Genomic DNA, 17,788 nt, shown 5'->3' on the forward strand with positions numbered 1-17,788 from the left:
TCAGTCCCCCACGATGGCCGCATAGGCGGCGCTGTGCTTGTTGTTGCCCCGGGTGGCGCGCTCGCCCTTCTCCCGCATGCAAGTCGCCTTCAGGTACTCCACGGGGTCCGCCGGCCGCGCCACGACCGCAGCACGCACGGCATCGACCACGATCTGGTCGCCGTAGTCCTTGACCAGCTTTCCCACGAACGAGCCGCACTGAGCCGGCGGCAGGCCTGCCTGAGCCAGCAGTGACTTGCCCGCACGCCACAGCTCGTCCTTCGTCATCTCGCCCGGCGGCTTGGCGGCGGTGCCGCCCGTAGCGTTAGCTACGGAATAAAGAGTTCCCTCTCCCTCTCCCTCTCTGTTCCCTCTAAGAGCGTTTTCCGCTGGAACTTGGCCGGAAGTCGCACCGTTTTCCGGGCGATTTCCGGCGGAAATCGCTTGGGGCTCCGGTGGAATTCCGTGGGGGTAGGCGCCGGAATTCCACTGCTCCGGCGTTGGAATTCCGAACAGGGGCTTGCCGGATTTCTCCCGCGCCTTGTTCTCTTTCCGCAGGCGGTCCAGGAACTTTCCGTAGGCGTGCCGCCGCTTCGCCGCGCCCGCAGCCACGGCCTTCTCAGCGATCACGGGGTGGTACAGACGGCCATCGCTGCACTTCACGAAGCCAGACAGGGCCTCGACCCGCACCTTCTTCCATTCGCGCACGCTGATAGGCATGCGGCCGTAGCCGGCCAGGTTGGCCAGCTCTACGTCGTCATCGGGCAGCGAGGCAGCGGGAATCTGGTGCCAGGCCGCGCACCACAGCAGCACGCCAGCGCGGAACGCATCACCGTTGGGCGTCGATGCAAAACGCGAGTCGCGCAGGCGCCGAACATCCAGCTCCATGTACGGGAAGTCGCTCAAGTCGCAGTCAGCGGATACGAGGGGTTCAGGAAGCTGTTGCTCGGGCATTCCCCACCTCTTCCTCGGCCGCAGTCAGACCAAAGGTCTCCAGCGGGGCTCCAAGCGCTTCCACCAGCAGCGGATTGCCCCGCAGCTGACGCACGATCAGACTTGCTTCATGCAACGCTTCTTTCGCATGCTCTTCCAACAGCGCCTCGATGTAGGCCGGGCGCTCCATGCCCTTGGCCCTGGCCAGCGCGTCCAGCACGCGCAGGGTGTTGGCATCGCACTGCTGACGCAGCTCCATGGTGTCGGAGCAGCTGGTGCGGCCCGCGCCGCGTGCGAAAGCGACCAAATCGCGGACGGCGCGACGTAGTGGCCCCGCTCCTTTTCCAGGTTTATCTATGCACTCAATCACGCGGAATGCTCCTCGCTTGAGCCGGGACCATCGGCAGTTCAACGTTGCCGTAGATGTGGTCATAGGTGAGGGTCAAACCGAAATCGCGCGCGGCGTAAGCGATCAGTCGCCCCGCCATCTCAGGCAACAGCGTCTGGCCTCGTTCGTAGTGGTAGACGTTGCCTTGGGTACAGCCGATGCCGTCACCCAAGGCCTTCTGGGTGATTCCGAGGTGTTTTCGGATGCGTCTAAGGTTGTGCATCCGCAAATACTAGCAGTGCTTTTAATTTTGTCAATAGCACTGCTTTTTGCTTTTTGCCAGTACTTTTACTAGCCTCGCTATTTATGAGTGAAGAGATCCGCAGAACCCTGACTGATGAGCACCGCGAGGAGTCGCGGAAGCTCAAGAGCCTGTGGGTTGAGCGCAAGGAGCGCGTGTCCCAAGCAGAGTTCGGGCAGACCTATGACATAGGCAGCCAAGCAGCCGTTGGGCACTTCCTCAATGGCAAGGCCGCGATCAGCCTGAAGGCGGCGCGAGGCTTCGCGAAAGGATTGGGGTGCGAGATTGCAGACTTCAGCCCCAGGCTAGCTGCAGAAGCTGCCGCGCTGGGAGAGGTTGCCGGTGGCGGCAGTCAGCCGCTGAACTTCACCCAATTGTCCAAAGACGAAATGCAGCTCGTCATGGTGTACCGGAGCGTCCCCAAATCGACCCAAGCCAAGTTACTGGCTGACGCTGAGGCGCAACTCCGCCACCACCAGGCAGAGGCGGAGCGGCAGTCCCCAACCGCACCGGGTCTGAAGTCGATGACTGCTCATCGACGCGTAGCGGCGCACTCGGAATAGCCTGTCCGTCCTGACTCCCAGGACCCGGCAAAAGCGCCTTTACATCGACACGTTGGAAGTGCGCTCCGAATAGCAATTGATGAGCGGAGGCGCAGTACGCTGCAGCCAAGTCCGCCACCTGGAATGCCGTAGGCACAGTCACCCCTGTCTCCCATGCGGAGACTGTCTGCCTCTTAACACCCAACAGGTCTGCCACTTCATCCTGCGAGAGCGCGCAGCGGCGACGGGCGGCACGCAGCCGATCGCCCAGTGCTTTTTTTCGTATTGGCGTCATCGCGTTCTCGCGAAAAACTGTACACACATACAGTATTCACCAATAGTCGCACTTTTGCAAATGCAAGCCAGGCTTGCGCAACTGTGCGTTGCGGCAGACGCAAGCCAGGCTTGCAGAAAGGCATTTTTTGCTCTGACCAGGGAAAAATTACAAGCACTGCTATTGCACAGATAAAAAAGCACTGCTATTATCCATTCGTCAACGGCAATCTTGTCGTTGACGGGCGCCACGAACATGCCGCCCGCGCTCATGCAGCCGCACGGCTGGGTAAACACAGGCACCGCGGGCGGCAGCGGGATAGAAAAGGTCGTCGGCGCACTGCCTCACTGAACCAGCCTCTGCTCACGCAGGTAAGAGCTGCCGGGAGACTGGGACAGGCCCCGCAGAACCCTGAGCTGGGGGGATTGGAAAAATACGGCTTGAGGCATGCACTGGGATGCCAAGAAAAGAAAAGCCCAGACCAACGCTCACCGGAGCGCATCCGGCCATCGCGAGCGATTTTTCCCCATTGCGCGACAAAGAGGCAACACGGGCTAAGCAGGGACACCTAGCCATTCACCAACTACCCCTAACGCCGAAATCAGGATGAAGACGAACATAGCCTTGATGAAGTACTCGCCTCGATCGTCTCTGTACCTTGAAGCCATCGATCTGACGATGTAGTAGATGAAGACTAAAAACCCGACCACGACGAGAGTGCTAAAAACAAATCGCATACCAAGCTATTTAGAGAGAGGAACTTTGGCAGTCTTTTACCCTAATTCACTCTTTGGGCCAGCTCCATCACGCTAGCGCCCTTTCCGAGGACGCCGCCGCGATGGAGTTGGAGCCATCCGGCAATCTCAACCTTTGGAGTGGGTTCTGACCCGACTCCATCGATCCACCCACAAGGGCCCGCACACGCGGGCCCTTTTTCATTTCTGGAGGCCCAAATGAATGCACGACTCCCCTCTATCTGCTGGGCCTCAGTGGCCGAAGCCGAGAACGCGGCGCGCGCTGATCGCGCCGAGGCAGAAGACGCCGAGCTGGACACCTACGTCCGCGAGTACTACGGCCCGCCATTCGTGGCCGAGTTCGTGCAGGAGGCCCTGCAGGCCGCGCAGTACGAGCTGGCCCAGCAGATCGCCACCGCCAGCGAGCGCATGGGCCAGAGCCTGAACCCCGAACACCCGCAGCTGGCCGTCATGGGCAACTCCATGGACGAGTGGCTGCGGTCCTATGCCCGCCAACGTGCCCGCAAAGACATCGCGGACCTTCAACGAAATCGCCACTGATCGAGGAGCCACCATGCACCAACGTGACGAAATCCCGAATCCGCCGCCGCTGGCATGGCTGCTTGCCATGTTGCTGGGCATCAGCCTGCTGTGCCTGCAGGCAACGCTGGACGATGAGCCCGGCAAGGCGCCGCCCGCCACCGTCAGCGCGCTGGCGTGCCCCGGCATGCATGCGGAATGGCTGGACGAGAGGCAAGTGGAATGCCACCGCGAAAAGCCATGAAGCTCTCCGAACTCACCGACGCCGAGAAGGTGCCCATGCTGCTCGAATTGCTTGAAGAGGCCGGGGAAAAACTGGACCGCGCCTGGCCTGCCGGCGGGCGCCGCTACCTGTCCGCCGTCCGCGAAATGCGCGGCGATCCGGAAGACCCGGAATGACCGCCCCATCCACCAAGCGCCACGCCGGCGCCGACCATCGCCCGCTGCTGCGGGCGTTTCTTTTTCCACAACCTGCGAGGTTCCCATGAACGCTGTTTCCAAGAAAGAGGCCGATGCCCTTGAACTGGTGCCGGCGGCAGATTCCACGGCCGCCCCCGCTCCCACCGCCCTTCCCACATCACTCGCGGCCAACTTCATGCTGACGCTGCAGGAACGCGGCGCAGGCCTGGAGCAGATCGAGAAGATGATGGATCTGCTGGAGCGCAACGATCGCCACGAGGCCGAGAAGGCCTACAACGAAGCCCTGGCCGCATTCAAGGCCAAGAACATCCGCATCGTGAAGCGCAAGCTGGTGGACTTTCCCAGCAAGGGCGGCAGGACCAGCTACAAACATGCCGAGTTGGACGACGTTGTGCAGGCCGTGGGCCCCGAGCTTTCCGTTCATGGCTTCGCCTGGTCGTGGAAGACGCACCAGGTCGGCCGCGACATCACCGTGGTCTGCACGCTGCGGCACCGCCTGGGCCATGCCGAGACTGTCCAACTGACGGCCCAGCCCGACGAGACAGGCGGCAAGAACGCCATCCAGGCCATCATTTCCACCACGACCTACCTGCAGCGGCACACGCTCAAGCAGATCACGGGCGTGGCCGAGGCCGGCGAGGATGACAACGGCCAGGGCGGCGCTGCTGCCCCGCTCACAGAGCATGCCCAGGGCTGGGTGGACTACATCAAGAGTGTGCGGGGCACTGCCGAGTTCGAAGCAGGCTGCCGCAAGGGACGCGCTGCCCTCTCCCGTGATCGTGCCGGCCTCATGGCGTTCAACGAAGCCACGAGGAGTGCAGCATGAGGGAGTTCCTGTTCCGCTGCAGCAGCATCGGCAAGCTGATGACCGCGCCGGTGAGCATCGATCCCGCGCTCATCACGCCCGAGGTGGAAGCCATCCAGGCGAAGAAGAAGCGCACGGACGAAGAGAAGGCCGTGCTGGAACGGCTCAAGCTGGGCACGCTCAGCGAGACCGCCAAGACCTACATCCGGGAACTGGTGCGACAGGAGCTGTGGGGCGTGGACTTCGAGGTGTCCAGCAAATACACGGACAAGGGCCTTGCCGTCGAAGCCGAAGGCCTGGCCCTGTTGAACCGCGTGCGCGGGCTGACCTTGGCCAAGAACACCGAGCGGCGCACCGACGGACAGATCACGGGTGAAGCCGACACCGTGGACCAGGTGCGCCGCTGCGGCCACGACCTGAAATGCTCGTGGAGTCTGCAAACCTTCCCCGCATTCGTGCGCGACTGCGAGGACTCGCTGTATGCATGGCAGATGCGCGGCTACATGCGCCTGTGGGACGTGGACCGCTGGGAGGTCAACTACGCCATGGTCAACACGCCCGAGGAACTGCTGGGCCAGTACGAGCCGCAGCAGCTGCACCTGGTCGAGCACATCCCCGAGCACATGCGCCTGACCACCTGGGCCATCGAGCGCGACCGCGCCCTGGAGGCGCAGATGGACGTGAAGCTGGAACTGGCCCGGGCGTACTACGCGCAGTGCATCGCGGAATTCGCGGCCACGCACCCTGAGCCAGCGCCTGCTGCCCGCGAAGTGGCACAGCCGCAGCCCGAGCTGATCGGCTTCGACCTGGCCACGCAGCCTGATCTGCATGTCGAGGTGGAGATTGCGCCCATCCCTAAGCCGCAGCCCGAACCACCGGCCGCAACCCAGCCGGCAGCGCTGGACCAGCAGCAACTGCAGGAGTTGGTGGCCAGCGGCCAGACCTTGAAGCTGGGCCAGATCAACGCGCGCCTGGGCATTTTCGAGATCAGCGCCACGACCGCCAACGCGGTGGGCGTCCAGACCGTCAAGGACCGGGGCGCCGTGCACATGCCTGCCACCAGTTTCGCGGCGTTCTGCGATGGCCTGATCGCCCATATCGCCGACGTGCGCGATAGCTTCCAAGCTCAGCCATGAGCCTTCGCAGCGTTTTCCTTGGCCTCGCGGGCATGAGCCTGCTGGCCGGCAGCACTGGCTTTGCCGGCACCTTCCTTCTGGCTGCCGCATTTGCCAACTGATAAATGTTTCTCAACAATGCCCACCCTGGTGGGCTTCAACTTTCCTAATCAACCGGAGAAAACAAGATGAACGACTACAAGACCCTGCTGCAGCAAAAGGCCGAGCTGGATGCACGCATCGCTGAAGTGATGAAGACGGAGAAGGCAGGCGCGGTAGCTCAGGCTCGTGACCTAATTCATCATTATCAGCTGACCGAACAAGACGTGTTCCCCGCCTCCGGCTCCAAGGCGAAGGGCTCGGTGGGCGCGCCCAAGTTCCGTGACCCCGAGACTGGCGCGACCTGGACCGGCCGGGGCAAGCCGCCGAACTGGATCGTGGGCAAGGATCGCTCGACCTTCCTCGTCTAAAGAGTCAGCTTCGCCTGAGGCAAAAAAGCTGATCGTCAAGAAATTTGCTGCCTCGGTCTTGACCACTGTATTTTTATACAGTATTATAGAAAAAACACCGAAAGGACTCTCACACGAAAGTTTTTTGACTAAAATTCTCGCCATACAAACCCGACAAGTGAGTATGAGCAATGACTAACCCGCCGCCCCGAGACCCCCAAGAGCTGGAGCAGCTGATCATCCAGAACATTCCTCGTGACGCCCTCATGGCGCTTGATGATGCCTATCGATCCGGTGACCAGAAGTGCATCCAACACGCGAACCTGTTCGACAAGGGACACCGCACCTCTGGCGCTGGACACAACAGACACTTCTTTGTGAATGAGGCTTTTCGCGACGCACTGGCTGCTCATGGTGCAAGCCCTACTCCTCTCTGCGGCTCCAGGCTCGTCACAGGCCGGATCGGGAAATTCAATATTGCACGACTCAATGTACCCGGGCATAAGTGGGTGCGACTCAAAACCAGCAAGACTCGTCAAATACTCGCGCAAATAAACACTGAAATTGAACGAACTTTTGTGCAGGGAGATATGTTTGAGGGTGCCAAGCCTATCACCGAGGGTACGATTTTCGTACTCGGCGTTATGGACGGGTGGAATGCTGGGGCCGAAATTGCACAGTTGACTCAGGTCATGATTGCGATACCAGCACCGAACATGGAATCTTGGCTTTACCGCAAACCCCTTAAAGAACTTCTTGCGTTGTACGACCTGCCAGCAAGCGTCGTCCAGCCAGACAACGCGGTGCCCACACTTAAGGCACAGCCCAAGAAACAAACAGGAAATGACCAAGGGAATTAACGATCTTCAGCCAGCACGTCTTGAACAGGCGTTGGTTGCTCGTGGCCTAACTAAAAGCCAGCTAGCCAGCTTAGTTGGCGTATCTGCACCTACTGTCACAAAATGGTGTAAAGGTGACCAATTTCCTGAGCCAGACACGTTTGATCGTCTTGCTATTACCCTAAACGTCGAAGCCGAATGGCTTACGCGTCCTACACTACCTCGCGTCACACCTCCTTTGTATCGCAGTGATGCAGTAGCCTTAAAGGCTGCACGAGCAAAATTGGAGATGCGAACAGAATGGGCGCAAGACATTGCCTCTCTCTTTTCTGAATATTTAGACTATCCCCAGCTGAATATTCCAGAAAGAGAATTTTCGGCTCCAGAAGAAATTCGTGATGAAGACATCGAAGCCGCAGCTGAAGAGTGCCGGCAACGTTGGCAGCTGGGACGCACACCAATTCAAGATCTAGTTTTAGCAGCGGAAGGCGCTGGCATTCTAGTAATACGCGAGGAAATTGATGTTGCAGCTATAGAAGGGCTTTCTTGCTGGAGTCAAATCCTTGGACGCCCAATTGTCTATCTATCTGCTGACAAAGCAAATGGTTTTCGCAGCCGATTCGATCTAGCACATGAAATCGGCCACCTGATACTGCACAAGCACATTCAGCATGAAAATGACCGAGATCGATATAATTTAATGGAAAAACAGGCTCATCGCTTCGCAGGAGCCCTATTACTTCCAGCAGAAACTTTTGCAGACGATGTCCGACTCCCTGTTAATCTTGACAATCTTCTAATATTGAAACAACGCTGGGGCGCCTCCGTGGGCGCAATGCTAATGCGCCTTTACTATATAGGCATGCTAAGCAACGAAGAGAAGCACAATTTATTTAAGCGACGCTCTGCGCGATGGGGAGCCAAGGCCGAACCATTTGATGAAAAATGGGAACCTGAAAGACCACGCCTTTTACGCCGCGCAGTCGAGCTTTTGATAAACTCTGGTGTTATATCAGCAGAAGCTCTGCCGAGATATTCGGGTCTATCTGAACGCGATGTCGAGCAACTTTGCGGTTTGCGAGAAGGCTATTTTTCCAGTCCACCACAGGTTGTGGAGCTTGCAAAGTTAAGGCATGACAAAGCGGCCGCACAATCTACACATAAGACGGCTAGCGGAGAATCCGCAAGGATAGTATCAATTACCGACTTCAGACGCTGATTTTTATTTACCAGAAAATTCATTAAAGCCCGCACATTGCGGGCTTTTTTTCGTCTTGAATAAAACGTCACCCACTGAGAAAGGGATGACTTCCTTGAGGCCCCGTCCACGACGCCGCAATTGCCGGCCGCCAGCAACTCACCAATGGCGCACAACCTCTGCCCGCCACATCCCTGCAGGCTGTTCTACCTGCCACACCCTACCCCGGCCCGCCTAGTGCGGGCCGCTTCGTTTCCGCATCCACATGCCCAAGACCGCACCTCAAAAGTCCTACACGCCTCCATTCAACTGCTACCAGGGCACCGAACTCAAGCCCCACCCAGGCTTGCCGGCCACCCGCTTCTATGCATTCACGCTGCCCAGCCGCGTCGGTGGGCATCTGTACTACCCCGCCCCCGCGCGCCGCGTCGAACCTATCCCTACCTGACCTGGAGCTTCCAATGACGATGATCAACACACCCCTGGTGCTGCTGGCACAGCAGTGCGGCGCCACCTTCCACACGCCCGGCCCAATGCGCGCGATTCGCGGCATGGCCTTCACCTTCGAACAGCTGGATGCGCTGGCCGAGCGCCTGCGCGCCGAGCCCAGCCAGCAAGCCGCAGCACCTGGTGCTGCTGCGAGCGCTTTCCGGGAATACCTGGCCGTGCATCCCGAGCTGCAGCTGGGCGGCCAGGCCATGGACGAGATGGCCCTGGAACTGACCAAGGTCGCCCTGAGCCTCACTGCCACCGAAAATGTGAAGGAGCAAGCCACATGCGCATGATGTGCCCCCACTGCGAACAGCTGGCCTACACCCGCACCAGCATGCAGCTCACCAACACCAGCCGCGAAACAATCTTCGTGTGCAAAAACTTCTATTGCGGCCACGTCTTCTCGGCGGTCACAGAGATCAACCGCACGATCAGCCCCAGCGCAATCCCCAATCCCATGGTCATTCTGGCGATCAGCGACCACCTCAACAGGAAGTTGCTGCAGACGCAGCTCGAAACCATGCCCTCGTCCCATTTCGACGGCCGCCGACACGAGGCAGCCGCGACATGAGCAGGTCGAACGTCGAGGAAGCGTTCCACCTGGCCGGAACTATCTACGCCGCCGGCTTGCTCTCCCGCGCCATGGTTGCAATCCAGAGCGTGAAAGACGCCGCCAGTCTGCCGGAGCACGAGGGCCAGGGAATCACCATCCCTGCAGCGGCCTGGCAGGCCTTTGCCGAGCAGCACACCAGCGTGCTGCAGGAGATCGAGCTACAGGGACTCAAGGCCCCGGACCTGCCCCACTGACCCAACACCACATCAACCACGCCCCGCCGCCGAGCGGGGCGTTTTCATTGGAGAACCGCATGTCACAAGACAGCAAGATCGAATGGACTGACCACACATTCAACCCGTGGGAGGGTTGTCAGCGCGTCGGGCCCGGCTGCGATAACTGCTACGCCGAGACGCGCAATGCCCGCTACGGCGGTGGCCAGGCCGTCAACTGGGGGCCGGGCGCGCCGCGCCGCCGTACCAGCCTGTCCAATTGGCATTTGCCGCGCCGCTGGAACGCCCAGGCCGAAGCATTCCAGGCCCAGCACGGCCGCCGCCAGCGCGTGTTCTGCGCGAGCTTGGCAGACGTGTTCGACAACGCAGTCAGCCGTGAATGGCGCGACGACCTGGCAGCCCTGATCCTGGACACCTCTGACCTGGACTGGCTCCTCCTCACCAAGCGGATTGGGAACGCGGGCGCCATGCTGGGCGAAATGTTCCTCGACGGCCCGCCCGCGAACATTTGGCTGGGCGCCACGGTCGTCAACCAGGCCGAGGCCGACCGCGACATTCCCAAGCTGCTCCGCATCCCCGCGTCCGTGCGCTTTTTGTCAATGGAGCCGCTGCTTGGGCCGGTGTCGTTCGAAGGGTTCTTCGCCAACCCCAGCAATATTGCAGACGGCACCAACGCGCTGGAGGAACTGGACTGGGTGATCGCTGGCGGCGAGAGCGGCCCCGGCGCACGGCCCACGCATCCCAACTGGCACCGTGAACTGCGCGACCAGTGCGAAGCCGTGGGCACGCCGTTCCTGTTCAAGCAGTGGGGAGAGTTTGCGCCGGCCCTGTCAGGCCTCCACTTCCACCCTCTGGAGGGCTGCCCTCAGTTTCGCTCCCGAGCTGCTGGCCAGGACACCCACGACTTCGGCGACGGCTATGGCGCCGTGCGCATCGGCAAGAAAGCCGCCGGCCGCGAGTTGGATGGCAAAACCTGGGACGAATTCCCTGTTCTGCAGCACACAGCCTTGCGAAAGCCCCATGAGTGAAACCGCGCTCACCCTAAAACAGGCAGCCGAACGACTGCAGGTTTCCTACGGAACCATCTTCGAAAGGCGGCATGAGATCGCCTTTCGCCTACCCGGATCGCGCATATGGCGCATCTGGCCATCCGCCCTTGCTGCTCTCAACAAACCTCGCAACAATGTCACCCGGCTATCGTTGCGGAACCAGGATAGTGAATGCCCATCCGCAAAGATCAAACTTCCGGAATCTGGTGGATCGATCTACGCACGCCAAGCGGCGAAAGAGTTAGACGATCTTCTAAAACGACCGAGCGCAAGGCAGCTCAGGAGTACCACGACCGCCTGAAAGCGGAGATGTGGCGGCAGGACAAGCTGGGGGAGCAGCCGCAGCGGCTTTTCGAGGAAGCTGCCGTTCAATTCCTCCGCGCCTCTGCTGGACAGAGCGACTACGACACCAAGGTTCGGCACGTCGCGTATTGGCGCACCGTCTTCGGCGGCAGGCCAATCAGCTCTTTAACAAGCGACGTCATCCTTGACAACCTGCCCACGCACTTCGTGCGCCACGGCTCCACGGTGCAGCGGCCCACATCGCAGAGCACCAAGAATCGGTACATCGCCACCCTGCGGACCCTGCTCAACATGTGCGAGAAGATGCAGTGGCTTGGCCGCGCGCCCATTCTCAGCAACTACCGGGAGCCGGCGGTTCGCATTCGGTTCCTGACCCGCCAGCAGGCCCGCACCTTCATCATGGCCTTGTCTCAGGACTGGATGCGGGACATCTGCCGCTTCGCCCTTGCCACGGGCATGCGAAGCGCAGAGATCCTCACGCTGACCTGGGACAAGGTAGATCTCAAGCGCTCCATGGCCTGGGTCAGCGCCGATGCCTCCAAATCAGGTTCCGCGCGAGTGGTCCCGCTCAACAGCGAAGCGTTGGACGTGCTGAACGCGCGCCCGAAAGGCGTCAACGTCTTCACGCGGCCTACCGGGGCACCTGTGAAGCAGGTCGATGCACGAATTCTTGCCCGGGCCTTCGCCGCAGCCGGTGTCGAGAATTTCCGCTTCCACGACCTGCGGCATACCTGGGCGAGCTGGCATGTCCAATCCGGCACGCCCTTGTTCGTCCTGAAGGAGCTGGGAGGCTGGAAGACGCTGGAGATGGTGAAGAAATATGCCCACCTGGCGCCGGAGCACCTGGCCCAGTACGCAAACGCGGTCATGTTTTGGTCAGAGCAGGCCCCCGAGGACAAGAAAAAAGCCCCTACGCTTGCGGCGTAAGGGCTTGATTTCATTGGTGTTTATTTGGTGGGTCCTGCGAGATTCGAACTCGCGACCAACGGATTAAAAGTCCGCTGCTCTACCGACTGAGCTAAAGACCCGAACCACGCCTTGCATGCATCAGATGCTGCTCAGCGAAGACATAGATTCTAGCACCAAATTTTACGCCTCAATTCTTGATGCGGCTCAGTTGATCGATGACCCAGCCTGCGGCGCACTGGCCGAAGGTGGCGGTGACGGCTACCACCGAGCCGTAGCCGTGGCAGTTGAGCGTGCCGTCGCCTTCGATGGCGCAAGAGGCATCGGGCGGGGCGACGGCCTCGCGGCTAAAGACGCAGGCGATGCCGATGCGCTTGCCTTCCTTGGGTGCGCCATGCTCGCGGCGCAGGCGGTAGCGCAGTTGGGCCAGCAAAGGGTCGTGCGTGGTGGCGCTGAGGTCTTCGATGTCCACCTTGTGCGCCAAGCGCTTGCCGCCGGCCGCTCCGACCGAAATGAAGCACTGGCGCGTGGCGCGCGCATGGGCGGCCATGGCAGTCTTGGCCTTGACCTGGTCACAGGCGTCGATGACGGCGTCCGCGTTCTGGGGCAGCAGGCGCAGCCAGTTGTCCGGATCCACGAAGTCGTCGATGCAGTGCACGCGGCAGGCCGGGTTGATCTGGGCAATGCGCTCGCGCATGGCTTCGATCTTGGCCTGGCCCACGGTGGTGGAGAGCGCGTGAATCTGGCGGTTGATGTTGGACTCGGCGACATGGTCCATGTCGATGAGTGTGAGCTCGCCCACACCGCTGCGTGCCAGCGCCTCGGCGGTCCACGAACCTACGCCGCCGATGCCCACCACGACGACGTGTGCGGCGCGGATGCGCGCGGCGCCCGGCACGCCATACAGGCGCTCCAGGCCGCCGAAGCGGCGCTGCAGGTCGGCATCAGAAAAAACAGCGCCTGCTTCAGGCGCTGTCTTGTCTTCTCCCGGAAGGGATGAAGAGACCGTGTCGTTCATCACTTGAGACTGGCGAGACGGTTCTTGGCCGCGGCTGCGGCTTCGGCGTTGGGATAGGCCTTGATCAGGTCTTCCAGCGTCTTGCGCGCGCCCTTGGTGTCCTTCATCTCGATCTGGCAGTTGGCGATGGACAGCGCCGCCTCCGGCGCCCGGCCATGCATGGGGGCTGCCGCCAGCAGCGCGCGGAAGTTGGAGATCGCGTCCTTGTAGTTGCGATTGGCGTACTGCGCGTTGCCCAGCCAAAAGCGTGCCGAGGGCACGTAGCCGCTCTTGGGCCACTGGTTCAGGAAGGACGAGAATGCCGTGCCGGCTTCGGCAAAGCTGCCTGCGCGGAACTGCGCCAGCGCGGCTTCGAAGTCGCGCTTCTCTGCCGGGTCGGCCGCGAATTCCTGGCCGTCCACCGTCACCGTGACCGGCTCGAACTGGCGCAGGCGCTCGTCCACGCCCTTGGCGATGTCGCGCTGGCCGCGCTGCAGCTCGGCCACATCGCGCAGCAGCTGCTCGTTCTGGCCGCGCAGCTTGGCTTGCTCGGACTTGAGCTGCTCGATCTGCGACTGCAGCTCGAGCAGGCCACGGCGCGTTTGCGCGCTTTCCTCGGTCATGCGCTGCTGCGACTGCTGCATGCTGTCGACACGCTGGCGCATTTCGAGGATGGCGCGGCGCGCCTCGTCATCGCCGAACAGCGCGGCATGGCCGCTGGCGGCGTAGCCGGCCATCAGGCCGGCAGCCAGCAGCGTGCGCAGCGCGGTGCGATGCAGGATCGGGGAGCGCTGCATGTTCATCAACGGTAGGACAGTTCAGCGCGGCGGTTTTGCGCGTAGGCGTCTTCGGAATGGCCTTCGGAGGCAGGCTTTTCCTTGCCGTAGCTCACGGCTTCCATCTGCGCGTCGCTCACGCCCAGCAGGCCCAGCGAGCGGCGCACGGCTTCGGCGCGCTTTTGGCCCAGGGCCAGGTTGTATTCGCGGCCGCCGCGCTCGTCGGTATGGCCTTCGATCTGGACCTTGCGTGCAGAAGACGCCTTCAGGAAGCGTGCATGGGCTTCGATCTGGGGCTGGGCGTCGGCCTTGACGACGTAGCTGTCGAAGTCGAAGTAGACGATGCGGCTGACGCCCTGGGGACCTGCCTTGTCGGCAGCCGAGCCGGTCAGGTCCACGCCCGAGATGCCGCTTTGCGAGGTGCTGCCGGTGCCGGCACCGCTGCCCTGGCCCGTGCTGGAGGCGCCCGCGTCGGTGACCGGGGTTTCGTCGAGCTTGACGCCCGAGCTGCAACCTGCCATGAGTGCGGTGACTGCAAGTGCCAGGGAAAGTCGTTTGATGGTGATCATGAAAAATCTCCGTATGTCCGGATGGACTTCGTGCTGAGTTGACTTGTTGACTGAAAAGAAATCGAGGAAGCCGGGCTATCACTGGCGCTGGAACGGACCCCAGTCGGGCTCGCGGATGTCTCCGCCCTGCCCTGCCAGCCGCGCCTTGATCTTGCCGTCCAGCGTGGTGGTCATCAGGGACTCGCGGCCCTGCTGCAGCGTGGCGTAGACGATCAGGCGGCTGTTGGGAGCGAAGCTGGGGCTTTCGTCCGCCGTGGTGTCGGTGATGGCATTCACGGTGCCGGTGCCCAGGTCCATGACGTGGAGCTTGAAGCCGCCGCCCACGCGCGAGATATAGGCAAGCCACTTTCCATCGGGGCTGACACTGGGCGAGATGTTGTAGTTGCCGGTGAAGGTGACGCGCTCCGCGCTGCCGCCGGAAGCCGGCACCTTGTAGATCTGCGGGGCGCCGCCACGGTCGCTGACGAAGTAGATGGAGCGGCCATCGCTGGAGAAGTTCGGCTCGGTGTCGATGCCGCTGCTTTGCATCAGGCGGCGGGGCTCGCCGCCCTGGGCGCTGATCAGGTACAGCTGCGAACCACCATCACGGCTGAGCGTGACGGCCAGCGAGTTGCCATCGGGAGCCCAGGCCGGCGCGCTGTTGGAGCCCCGGAAGTTGGCGACCAGGCGACGGCGGCCGCTGGCCACATCGTGCACATAGACCACGGGCTTGCGCGACTCGAAGGAAACATAGGCCAGCTGGGTGCCGGTGGGCGACCAGGCGGGCGAGATGATGGGTTCCGGGCTGGACAGGGCGGACTGCGCGTTCTCGCCATCGGCATCTGCCACCCACAGGCGGTAGTTGCTTCCTGCCTTGGTCACGTAGGCGATGCGTGTGGAGAACACGCCTTTCTCGCCCGTGAGTTTCTCGTAGATGTAGTCGGAGATGCGGTGGGCCACCAGGCGCAGGTCGCCGGTGGTGACGGCAAAGCCCTGGCCGCCCAGGTCCTGGCCCTTGACCACGTCCCAGAGGCGAAAGCGCACGTCGTAGCGGCCATCGGCCAGGCGCGTGATGCTGCCCACGGCCAGGGAATCTGCGCTTTTCTGGCGCCACATGGCGACATCGGGACGCGAGGTTTCATCGAGTTGCACGCCGGCCGTGTCCACGGCGCGGAACTGACCGCTGCGCTCCAGGTCGGCCTGGATGATGGCCGAGATCTTCTGTGGCGCCTGCCCTTCTCCCTTGAATGCTGCAATGGCGATGGGCAACTGGGTCAGGCCCACGCCCGTCACTTCGACGCGGAACTGGGCCAGCGCGGGAATTGCAGGAGTGGAGGCAAGAGCGGCCAGCAGGGTTCGGCGCGAAGGGCGCGGCACGGCCGCCAGGGAGGAAGGAGAAAGGAGTCGGTCAATAGTCATTGGCATTCATCAATATCTACGGGAAGACCCCGGTACTTGCACAGGTGCGAATGTTACACACACTGGATGCGTCACGATGTAAGAACGTGCACTGTAGGGTCTGTCGGCCCAGGCTTTGTCGATCCCCGCCAGCCGCATCGGTTCCCCATGGGGCAGCCCCCGGCAAGCCCGCCGTAAAATCCGCGCTTCATGCACGCACCATCCTCACCGCCGCCGGCCCCTGCGCCGTCCGCCGCACCGGCGGCCCATGATCTCGCCAGCACCCTGACCCTGTCGCAGCGCCTGAAGCGCCTGTCCCCCTATTTTGGTGGTCAGCGCCTGGCCTGGACGATGGCCGTGGCCGCCACGCTGGTGGGTGCGATCACCGAGCCGTTGATACCGGCATTGCTGCAGCCGCTGCTGGACAGCGGCTTCACCGACGGCACGCTGCCCCTGTGGTCGGTGCCGCTGGCCATCATCGGCGTGTTCCTGGTGCGGGGCCTGTCGCAGTTCGTGGGCCAGTACGCGCTGGCGCGCATTGCCAACGAGGGCATGCTGGCGCTGCGCAGGCGCCTGTTCGAGCGGCTGCTGGCGGCCGACATGGCCTTGTTCTCGCGCCAGTCGGCCTCATCGCTGTCCAACACCGTGGTCTATGAGGTGCAGACCGGCTCCACCCTGCTGGTGCAGGCCATGCTGGGCATCTCGCGCGATGGCTTCACCCTGGTGGCGCTGCTGGGCTACCTGCTGTATCTGAACTGGCAGCTGACGCTGGTGGTGGCCGCCGTGGTGCCGGGCGTGGCCTGGATCATGAAGACGCTGTCGCGCCGCCTGTACCGCATCACCAAGATCAGCCAGGAGGCCACGGACTCCCTGGCCTATGTGGTGGAGGAGAACGTGCTGGCCCACCGCATGGTGCGCCTGCATGGCGCGCAGCAGGGCCAGCAAAAGCGCTTTGGCGGCCTGAGCGGGCAACTGCGCAAGCTGGCCATCAAGGCCACCATCGCCTCTGCCGCGATGACACCGCTGACCCAACTGCTGGCCGCTGCTGCCCTGTCGGCCGTGATCTGCATCGCACTGTGGCAAAGCCGGGGCACGGGCGCCGCCGCGGCCAATGTGCAGGATGTGACGGTGGGCAGCTTCGCGGCCTTCATCACGGCCATGCTGATGCTGATTGCCCCCATTCGCCGCCTGGCCGATGTGGCCAACCCCATCACGCGCGGCGTGGCGGCGCTGGAGCGCGGCCTGCATCTGCTGGAGGGCTCGGGCGACGAGACCGGCGGCACCCAGGTGCCCGGCAAGGCGCGTGGCGAGATCGAGCTGCGCGACGTGTCCGTGCAGTTTGGCGAGGACAAGGCGCCCGCCCTGAGCCATGTGGATCTGCGCGTGCGACCCGGCGAGGTGGTGGCCCTGGTGGGGCCGTCCGGCGCCGGCAAGACCACGCTGGTGAACCTGCTGCCGCGCTTTCTGCAGCCCACGGATGGGCAGTTGCTGCTGGACGGCACCCCCCTACCCGAATGGGATCTGGCCGCCCTGCGCCAGCAGTTCGCCATGGTCAGCCAGGATGTGGTGATGTTCAACGACACCATTGCCGCCAATGTGGCGCTGGGTGGCGTGGAAGACGAGGCACTGCTGTGGGCGGCGCTGGACGCCGCCAACCTGGGCTCGCACGTGCGCGGCCTGCCCCAGGGCCTGCAGACGGTGGTGGGCCACAACGCCAGCCAGCTGTCCGGCGGCCAGCGCCAGCGGCTGGCGATTGCGCGGGCGCTGTACAAGGATGCGCCGGTCCTGATTCTGGACGAGGCCACCTCGGCACTGGACAACGAATCCGAGCGCCTGGTGCAGGAGGCGCTGACACGGCTGATGCAGGGCCGCACGACCCTGGTCATCGCCCACCGGCTGTCCACCATCGAGCATGCCGACCGTGTGGTGGTGATGGAGCGCGGCCGCATCGCCGAGCAAGGCACGCATGCCGAACTGCTGGCGCGCGACGGGCTGTATGCCAGGTTGAGCAGGAACCACGCCACCTGAGCGGACAGGATTGGGGGCGGCCATGCCGCTTTCGCTTGCGGCTTGCAG

22 protein-coding genes, 1 tRNA gene and 1 pseudogene are annotated in these 17,788 nt (G+C 62.4%); 15 read left to right on the forward strand and 9 right to left on the reverse strand.

The window, feature by feature from the left end:
- From ACF8NF_RS20505 to ACF8NF_RS20515, 3 genes are all read right to left on the reverse strand, one after another.
- The gene (locus ACF8NF_RS20505; protein ID WP_392451172.1) at positions 1-933 is read right to left on the reverse strand and encodes a DUF1376 domain-containing protein; all 933 of its coding nucleotides are present in this window, start codon (positions 931-933) and stop codon (positions 1-3) included.
- Positions 911-1,171 carry a hypothetical protein gene (locus ACF8NF_RS20510; protein ID WP_392451173.1) on the reverse strand — a complete coding sequence of 87 codons (261 nt, stop codon included), beginning with the start codon at positions 1,169-1,171 and terminating at the stop codon, positions 911-913. Before ACF8NF_RS20510 ends, ACF8NF_RS20505 begins: the two co-directional genes overlap by 23 nt.
- Positions 1,172-1,274: 103 nt before the next feature.
- Positions 1,275-1,523, reverse strand: a complete 249-nt coding sequence (locus tag ACF8NF_RS20515) for a helix-turn-helix domain-containing protein (RefSeq protein ID WP_392451174.1) — start codon at positions 1,521-1,523, stop codon at positions 1,275-1,277.
- 83 nt (positions 1,524-1,606) lie between these two features.
- Between ACF8NF_RS20515 and ACF8NF_RS20520 the strand changes: the two genes are divergently transcribed.
- Positions 1,607-2,104, forward strand: coding sequence for a helix-turn-helix domain-containing protein (locus ACF8NF_RS20520; RefSeq protein WP_392451218.1), 498 nt, complete (start codon positions 1,607-1,609; stop codon positions 2,102-2,104).
- An 88-nt stretch (positions 2,105-2,192) separates the two neighbouring features.
- On the opposite strand, the pseudogene ACF8NF_RS20525 reads toward ACF8NF_RS20520, so the two are convergent.
- A pseudogene (locus tag ACF8NF_RS20525) lies at positions 2,193-2,378 on the reverse strand (helix-turn-helix transcriptional regulator); the annotation flags it as partial.
- Positions 2,379-3,310: 932 nt separating this feature from the next.
- On the opposite strand from ACF8NF_RS20525, the gene ACF8NF_RS20530 reads away from it, so the two are divergent.
- The 13 genes from ACF8NF_RS20530 to ACF8NF_RS20590 all read left to right on the forward strand — a co-directional run bounded on the left by ACF8NF_RS20530 (position 3,311) and on the right by ACF8NF_RS20590 (position 12,014).
- Entirely contained in the window at positions 3,311-3,652 is a 342-nt protein-coding gene (locus tag ACF8NF_RS20530) for a hypothetical protein (RefSeq protein WP_392451175.1), read from the forward strand.
- A 13-nt stretch (positions 3,653-3,665) separates the two neighbouring features.
- Positions 3,666-3,875: a hypothetical protein gene (locus ACF8NF_RS20535; protein ID WP_392451176.1), complete on the forward strand. Its 210-nt coding sequence runs from the start codon at positions 3,666-3,668 to the stop codon at positions 3,873-3,875.
- The gene (locus ACF8NF_RS20540) at positions 3,872-4,030 is read left to right on the forward strand and encodes a hypothetical protein (RefSeq protein WP_016452848.1); all 159 of its coding nucleotides are present in this window, start codon (positions 3,872-3,874) and stop codon (positions 4,028-4,030) included. Before ACF8NF_RS20535 ends, ACF8NF_RS20540 begins: the two co-directional genes overlap by 4 nt.
- Positions 4,031-4,115: 85 nt before the next feature.
- Complete coding sequence (locus ACF8NF_RS20545; RefSeq protein ID WP_392451177.1) at positions 4,116-4,877, forward strand: ERF family protein; 762 nt, start codon at positions 4,116-4,118, stop codon at positions 4,875-4,877.
- Complete coding sequence (locus ACF8NF_RS20550) at positions 4,874-5,992, forward strand: hypothetical protein (RefSeq protein ID WP_392451178.1); 1,119 nt, start codon at positions 4,874-4,876, stop codon at positions 5,990-5,992. Before ACF8NF_RS20545 ends, ACF8NF_RS20550 begins: the two co-directional genes overlap by 4 nt.
- Positions 5,993-6,159: 167 nt before the next feature.
- Positions 6,160-6,441 carry an H-NS family nucleoid-associated regulatory protein gene (locus ACF8NF_RS20555; protein ID WP_392451179.1) on the forward strand — a complete coding sequence of 94 codons (282 nt, stop codon included), beginning with the start codon at positions 6,160-6,162 and terminating at the stop codon, positions 6,439-6,441.
- A 170-nt stretch (positions 6,442-6,611) separates the two neighbouring features.
- The gene (locus tag ACF8NF_RS20560) at positions 6,612-7,280 is read left to right on the forward strand and encodes a hypothetical protein (RefSeq protein WP_392451180.1); all 669 of its coding nucleotides are present in this window, start codon (positions 6,612-6,614) and stop codon (positions 7,278-7,280) included.
- Entirely contained in the window at positions 7,264-8,478 is a 1,215-nt protein-coding gene (locus tag ACF8NF_RS20565; RefSeq protein WP_392451182.1) for an XRE family transcriptional regulator, read from the forward strand. Before ACF8NF_RS20560 ends, ACF8NF_RS20565 begins: the two co-directional genes overlap by 17 nt.
- A gap of 440 nt (positions 8,479-8,918) precedes the next feature.
- A complete protein-coding gene (locus tag ACF8NF_RS20570; RefSeq protein ID WP_392451183.1) occupies positions 8,919-9,242 on the forward strand; it encodes a hypothetical protein in 324 nt (107 codons plus the stop codon).
- Entirely contained in the window at positions 9,233-9,520 is a 288-nt protein-coding gene (locus tag ACF8NF_RS20575) for an ogr/Delta-like zinc finger family protein (RefSeq protein ID WP_197943228.1), read from the forward strand. The genes ACF8NF_RS20570 and ACF8NF_RS20575 overlap by 10 nt, the downstream gene beginning before the upstream one ends.
- Complete coding sequence (locus tag ACF8NF_RS20580) at positions 9,517-9,756, forward strand: hypothetical protein (RefSeq protein WP_392451184.1); 240 nt, start codon at positions 9,517-9,519, stop codon at positions 9,754-9,756. Before ACF8NF_RS20575 ends, ACF8NF_RS20580 begins: the two co-directional genes overlap by 4 nt.
- Before the next feature lie 59 nt (positions 9,757-9,815).
- Positions 9,816-10,763 carry a phage Gp37/Gp68 family protein gene (locus ACF8NF_RS20585; protein ID WP_392451185.1) on the forward strand — a complete coding sequence of 316 codons (948 nt, stop codon included), beginning with the start codon at positions 9,816-9,818 and terminating at the stop codon, positions 10,761-10,763.
- A 192-nt stretch (positions 10,764-10,955) separates the two neighbouring features.
- A complete protein-coding gene (locus ACF8NF_RS20590) occupies positions 10,956-12,014 on the forward strand; it encodes a site-specific integrase (RefSeq protein WP_313281427.1) in 1,059 nt (352 codons plus the stop codon).
- 25 nt (positions 12,015-12,039) lie between these two features.
- On the opposite strand, the gene ACF8NF_RS20595 is transcribed toward ACF8NF_RS20590, so the two are convergent.
- The 5 genes from ACF8NF_RS20595 to tolB form a co-directional block, all read right to left on the reverse strand.
- Positions 12,040-12,115 (reverse strand) — tRNA-Lys (locus tag ACF8NF_RS20595).
- A gap of 68 nt (positions 12,116-12,183) precedes the next feature.
- A complete protein-coding gene (locus tag ACF8NF_RS20600; RefSeq protein ID WP_046238572.1) occupies positions 12,184-13,011 on the reverse strand; it encodes a ThiF family adenylyltransferase in 828 nt (275 codons plus the stop codon).
- Entirely contained in the window at positions 13,011-13,793 is a 783-nt protein-coding gene (gene ybgF, locus ACF8NF_RS20605; protein WP_017405548.1) for a tol-pal system protein YbgF, read from the reverse strand. The genes ACF8NF_RS20600 and ybgF overlap by 1 nt, the downstream gene beginning before the upstream one ends.
- On the reverse strand, positions 13,793-14,335 hold the full coding sequence (gene pal, locus ACF8NF_RS20610) for a peptidoglycan-associated lipoprotein Pal (RefSeq protein ID WP_016446824.1): 543 nt from the start codon (positions 14,333-14,335) through the stop codon (positions 13,793-13,795). Before pal ends, ybgF begins: the two co-directional genes overlap by 1 nt.
- A 78-nt stretch (positions 14,336-14,413) precedes the next feature.
- A complete protein-coding gene (tolB, locus tag ACF8NF_RS20615) occupies positions 14,414-15,733 on the reverse strand; it encodes a Tol-Pal system beta propeller repeat protein TolB (RefSeq protein ID WP_016446823.1) in 1,320 nt (439 codons plus the stop codon).
- Between the two features lie 189 nt (positions 15,734-15,922).
- Between tolB and msbA the strand changes: the two genes are divergently transcribed.
- A complete protein-coding gene (gene msbA, locus ACF8NF_RS20620; protein WP_392451186.1) occupies positions 15,923-17,740 on the forward strand; it encodes a lipid A export permease/ATP-binding protein MsbA in 1,818 nt (605 codons plus the stop codon).
- Positions 17,741-17,788: the final 48 nt, after the last annotated feature.

This window comes from Delftia sp. WSY_22 (assembly GCF_043104185.1).
GTDB lineage: Bacteria > Pseudomonadota > Gammaproteobacteria > Burkholderiales > Burkholderiaceae_C > Comamonas > Comamonas tsuruhatensis.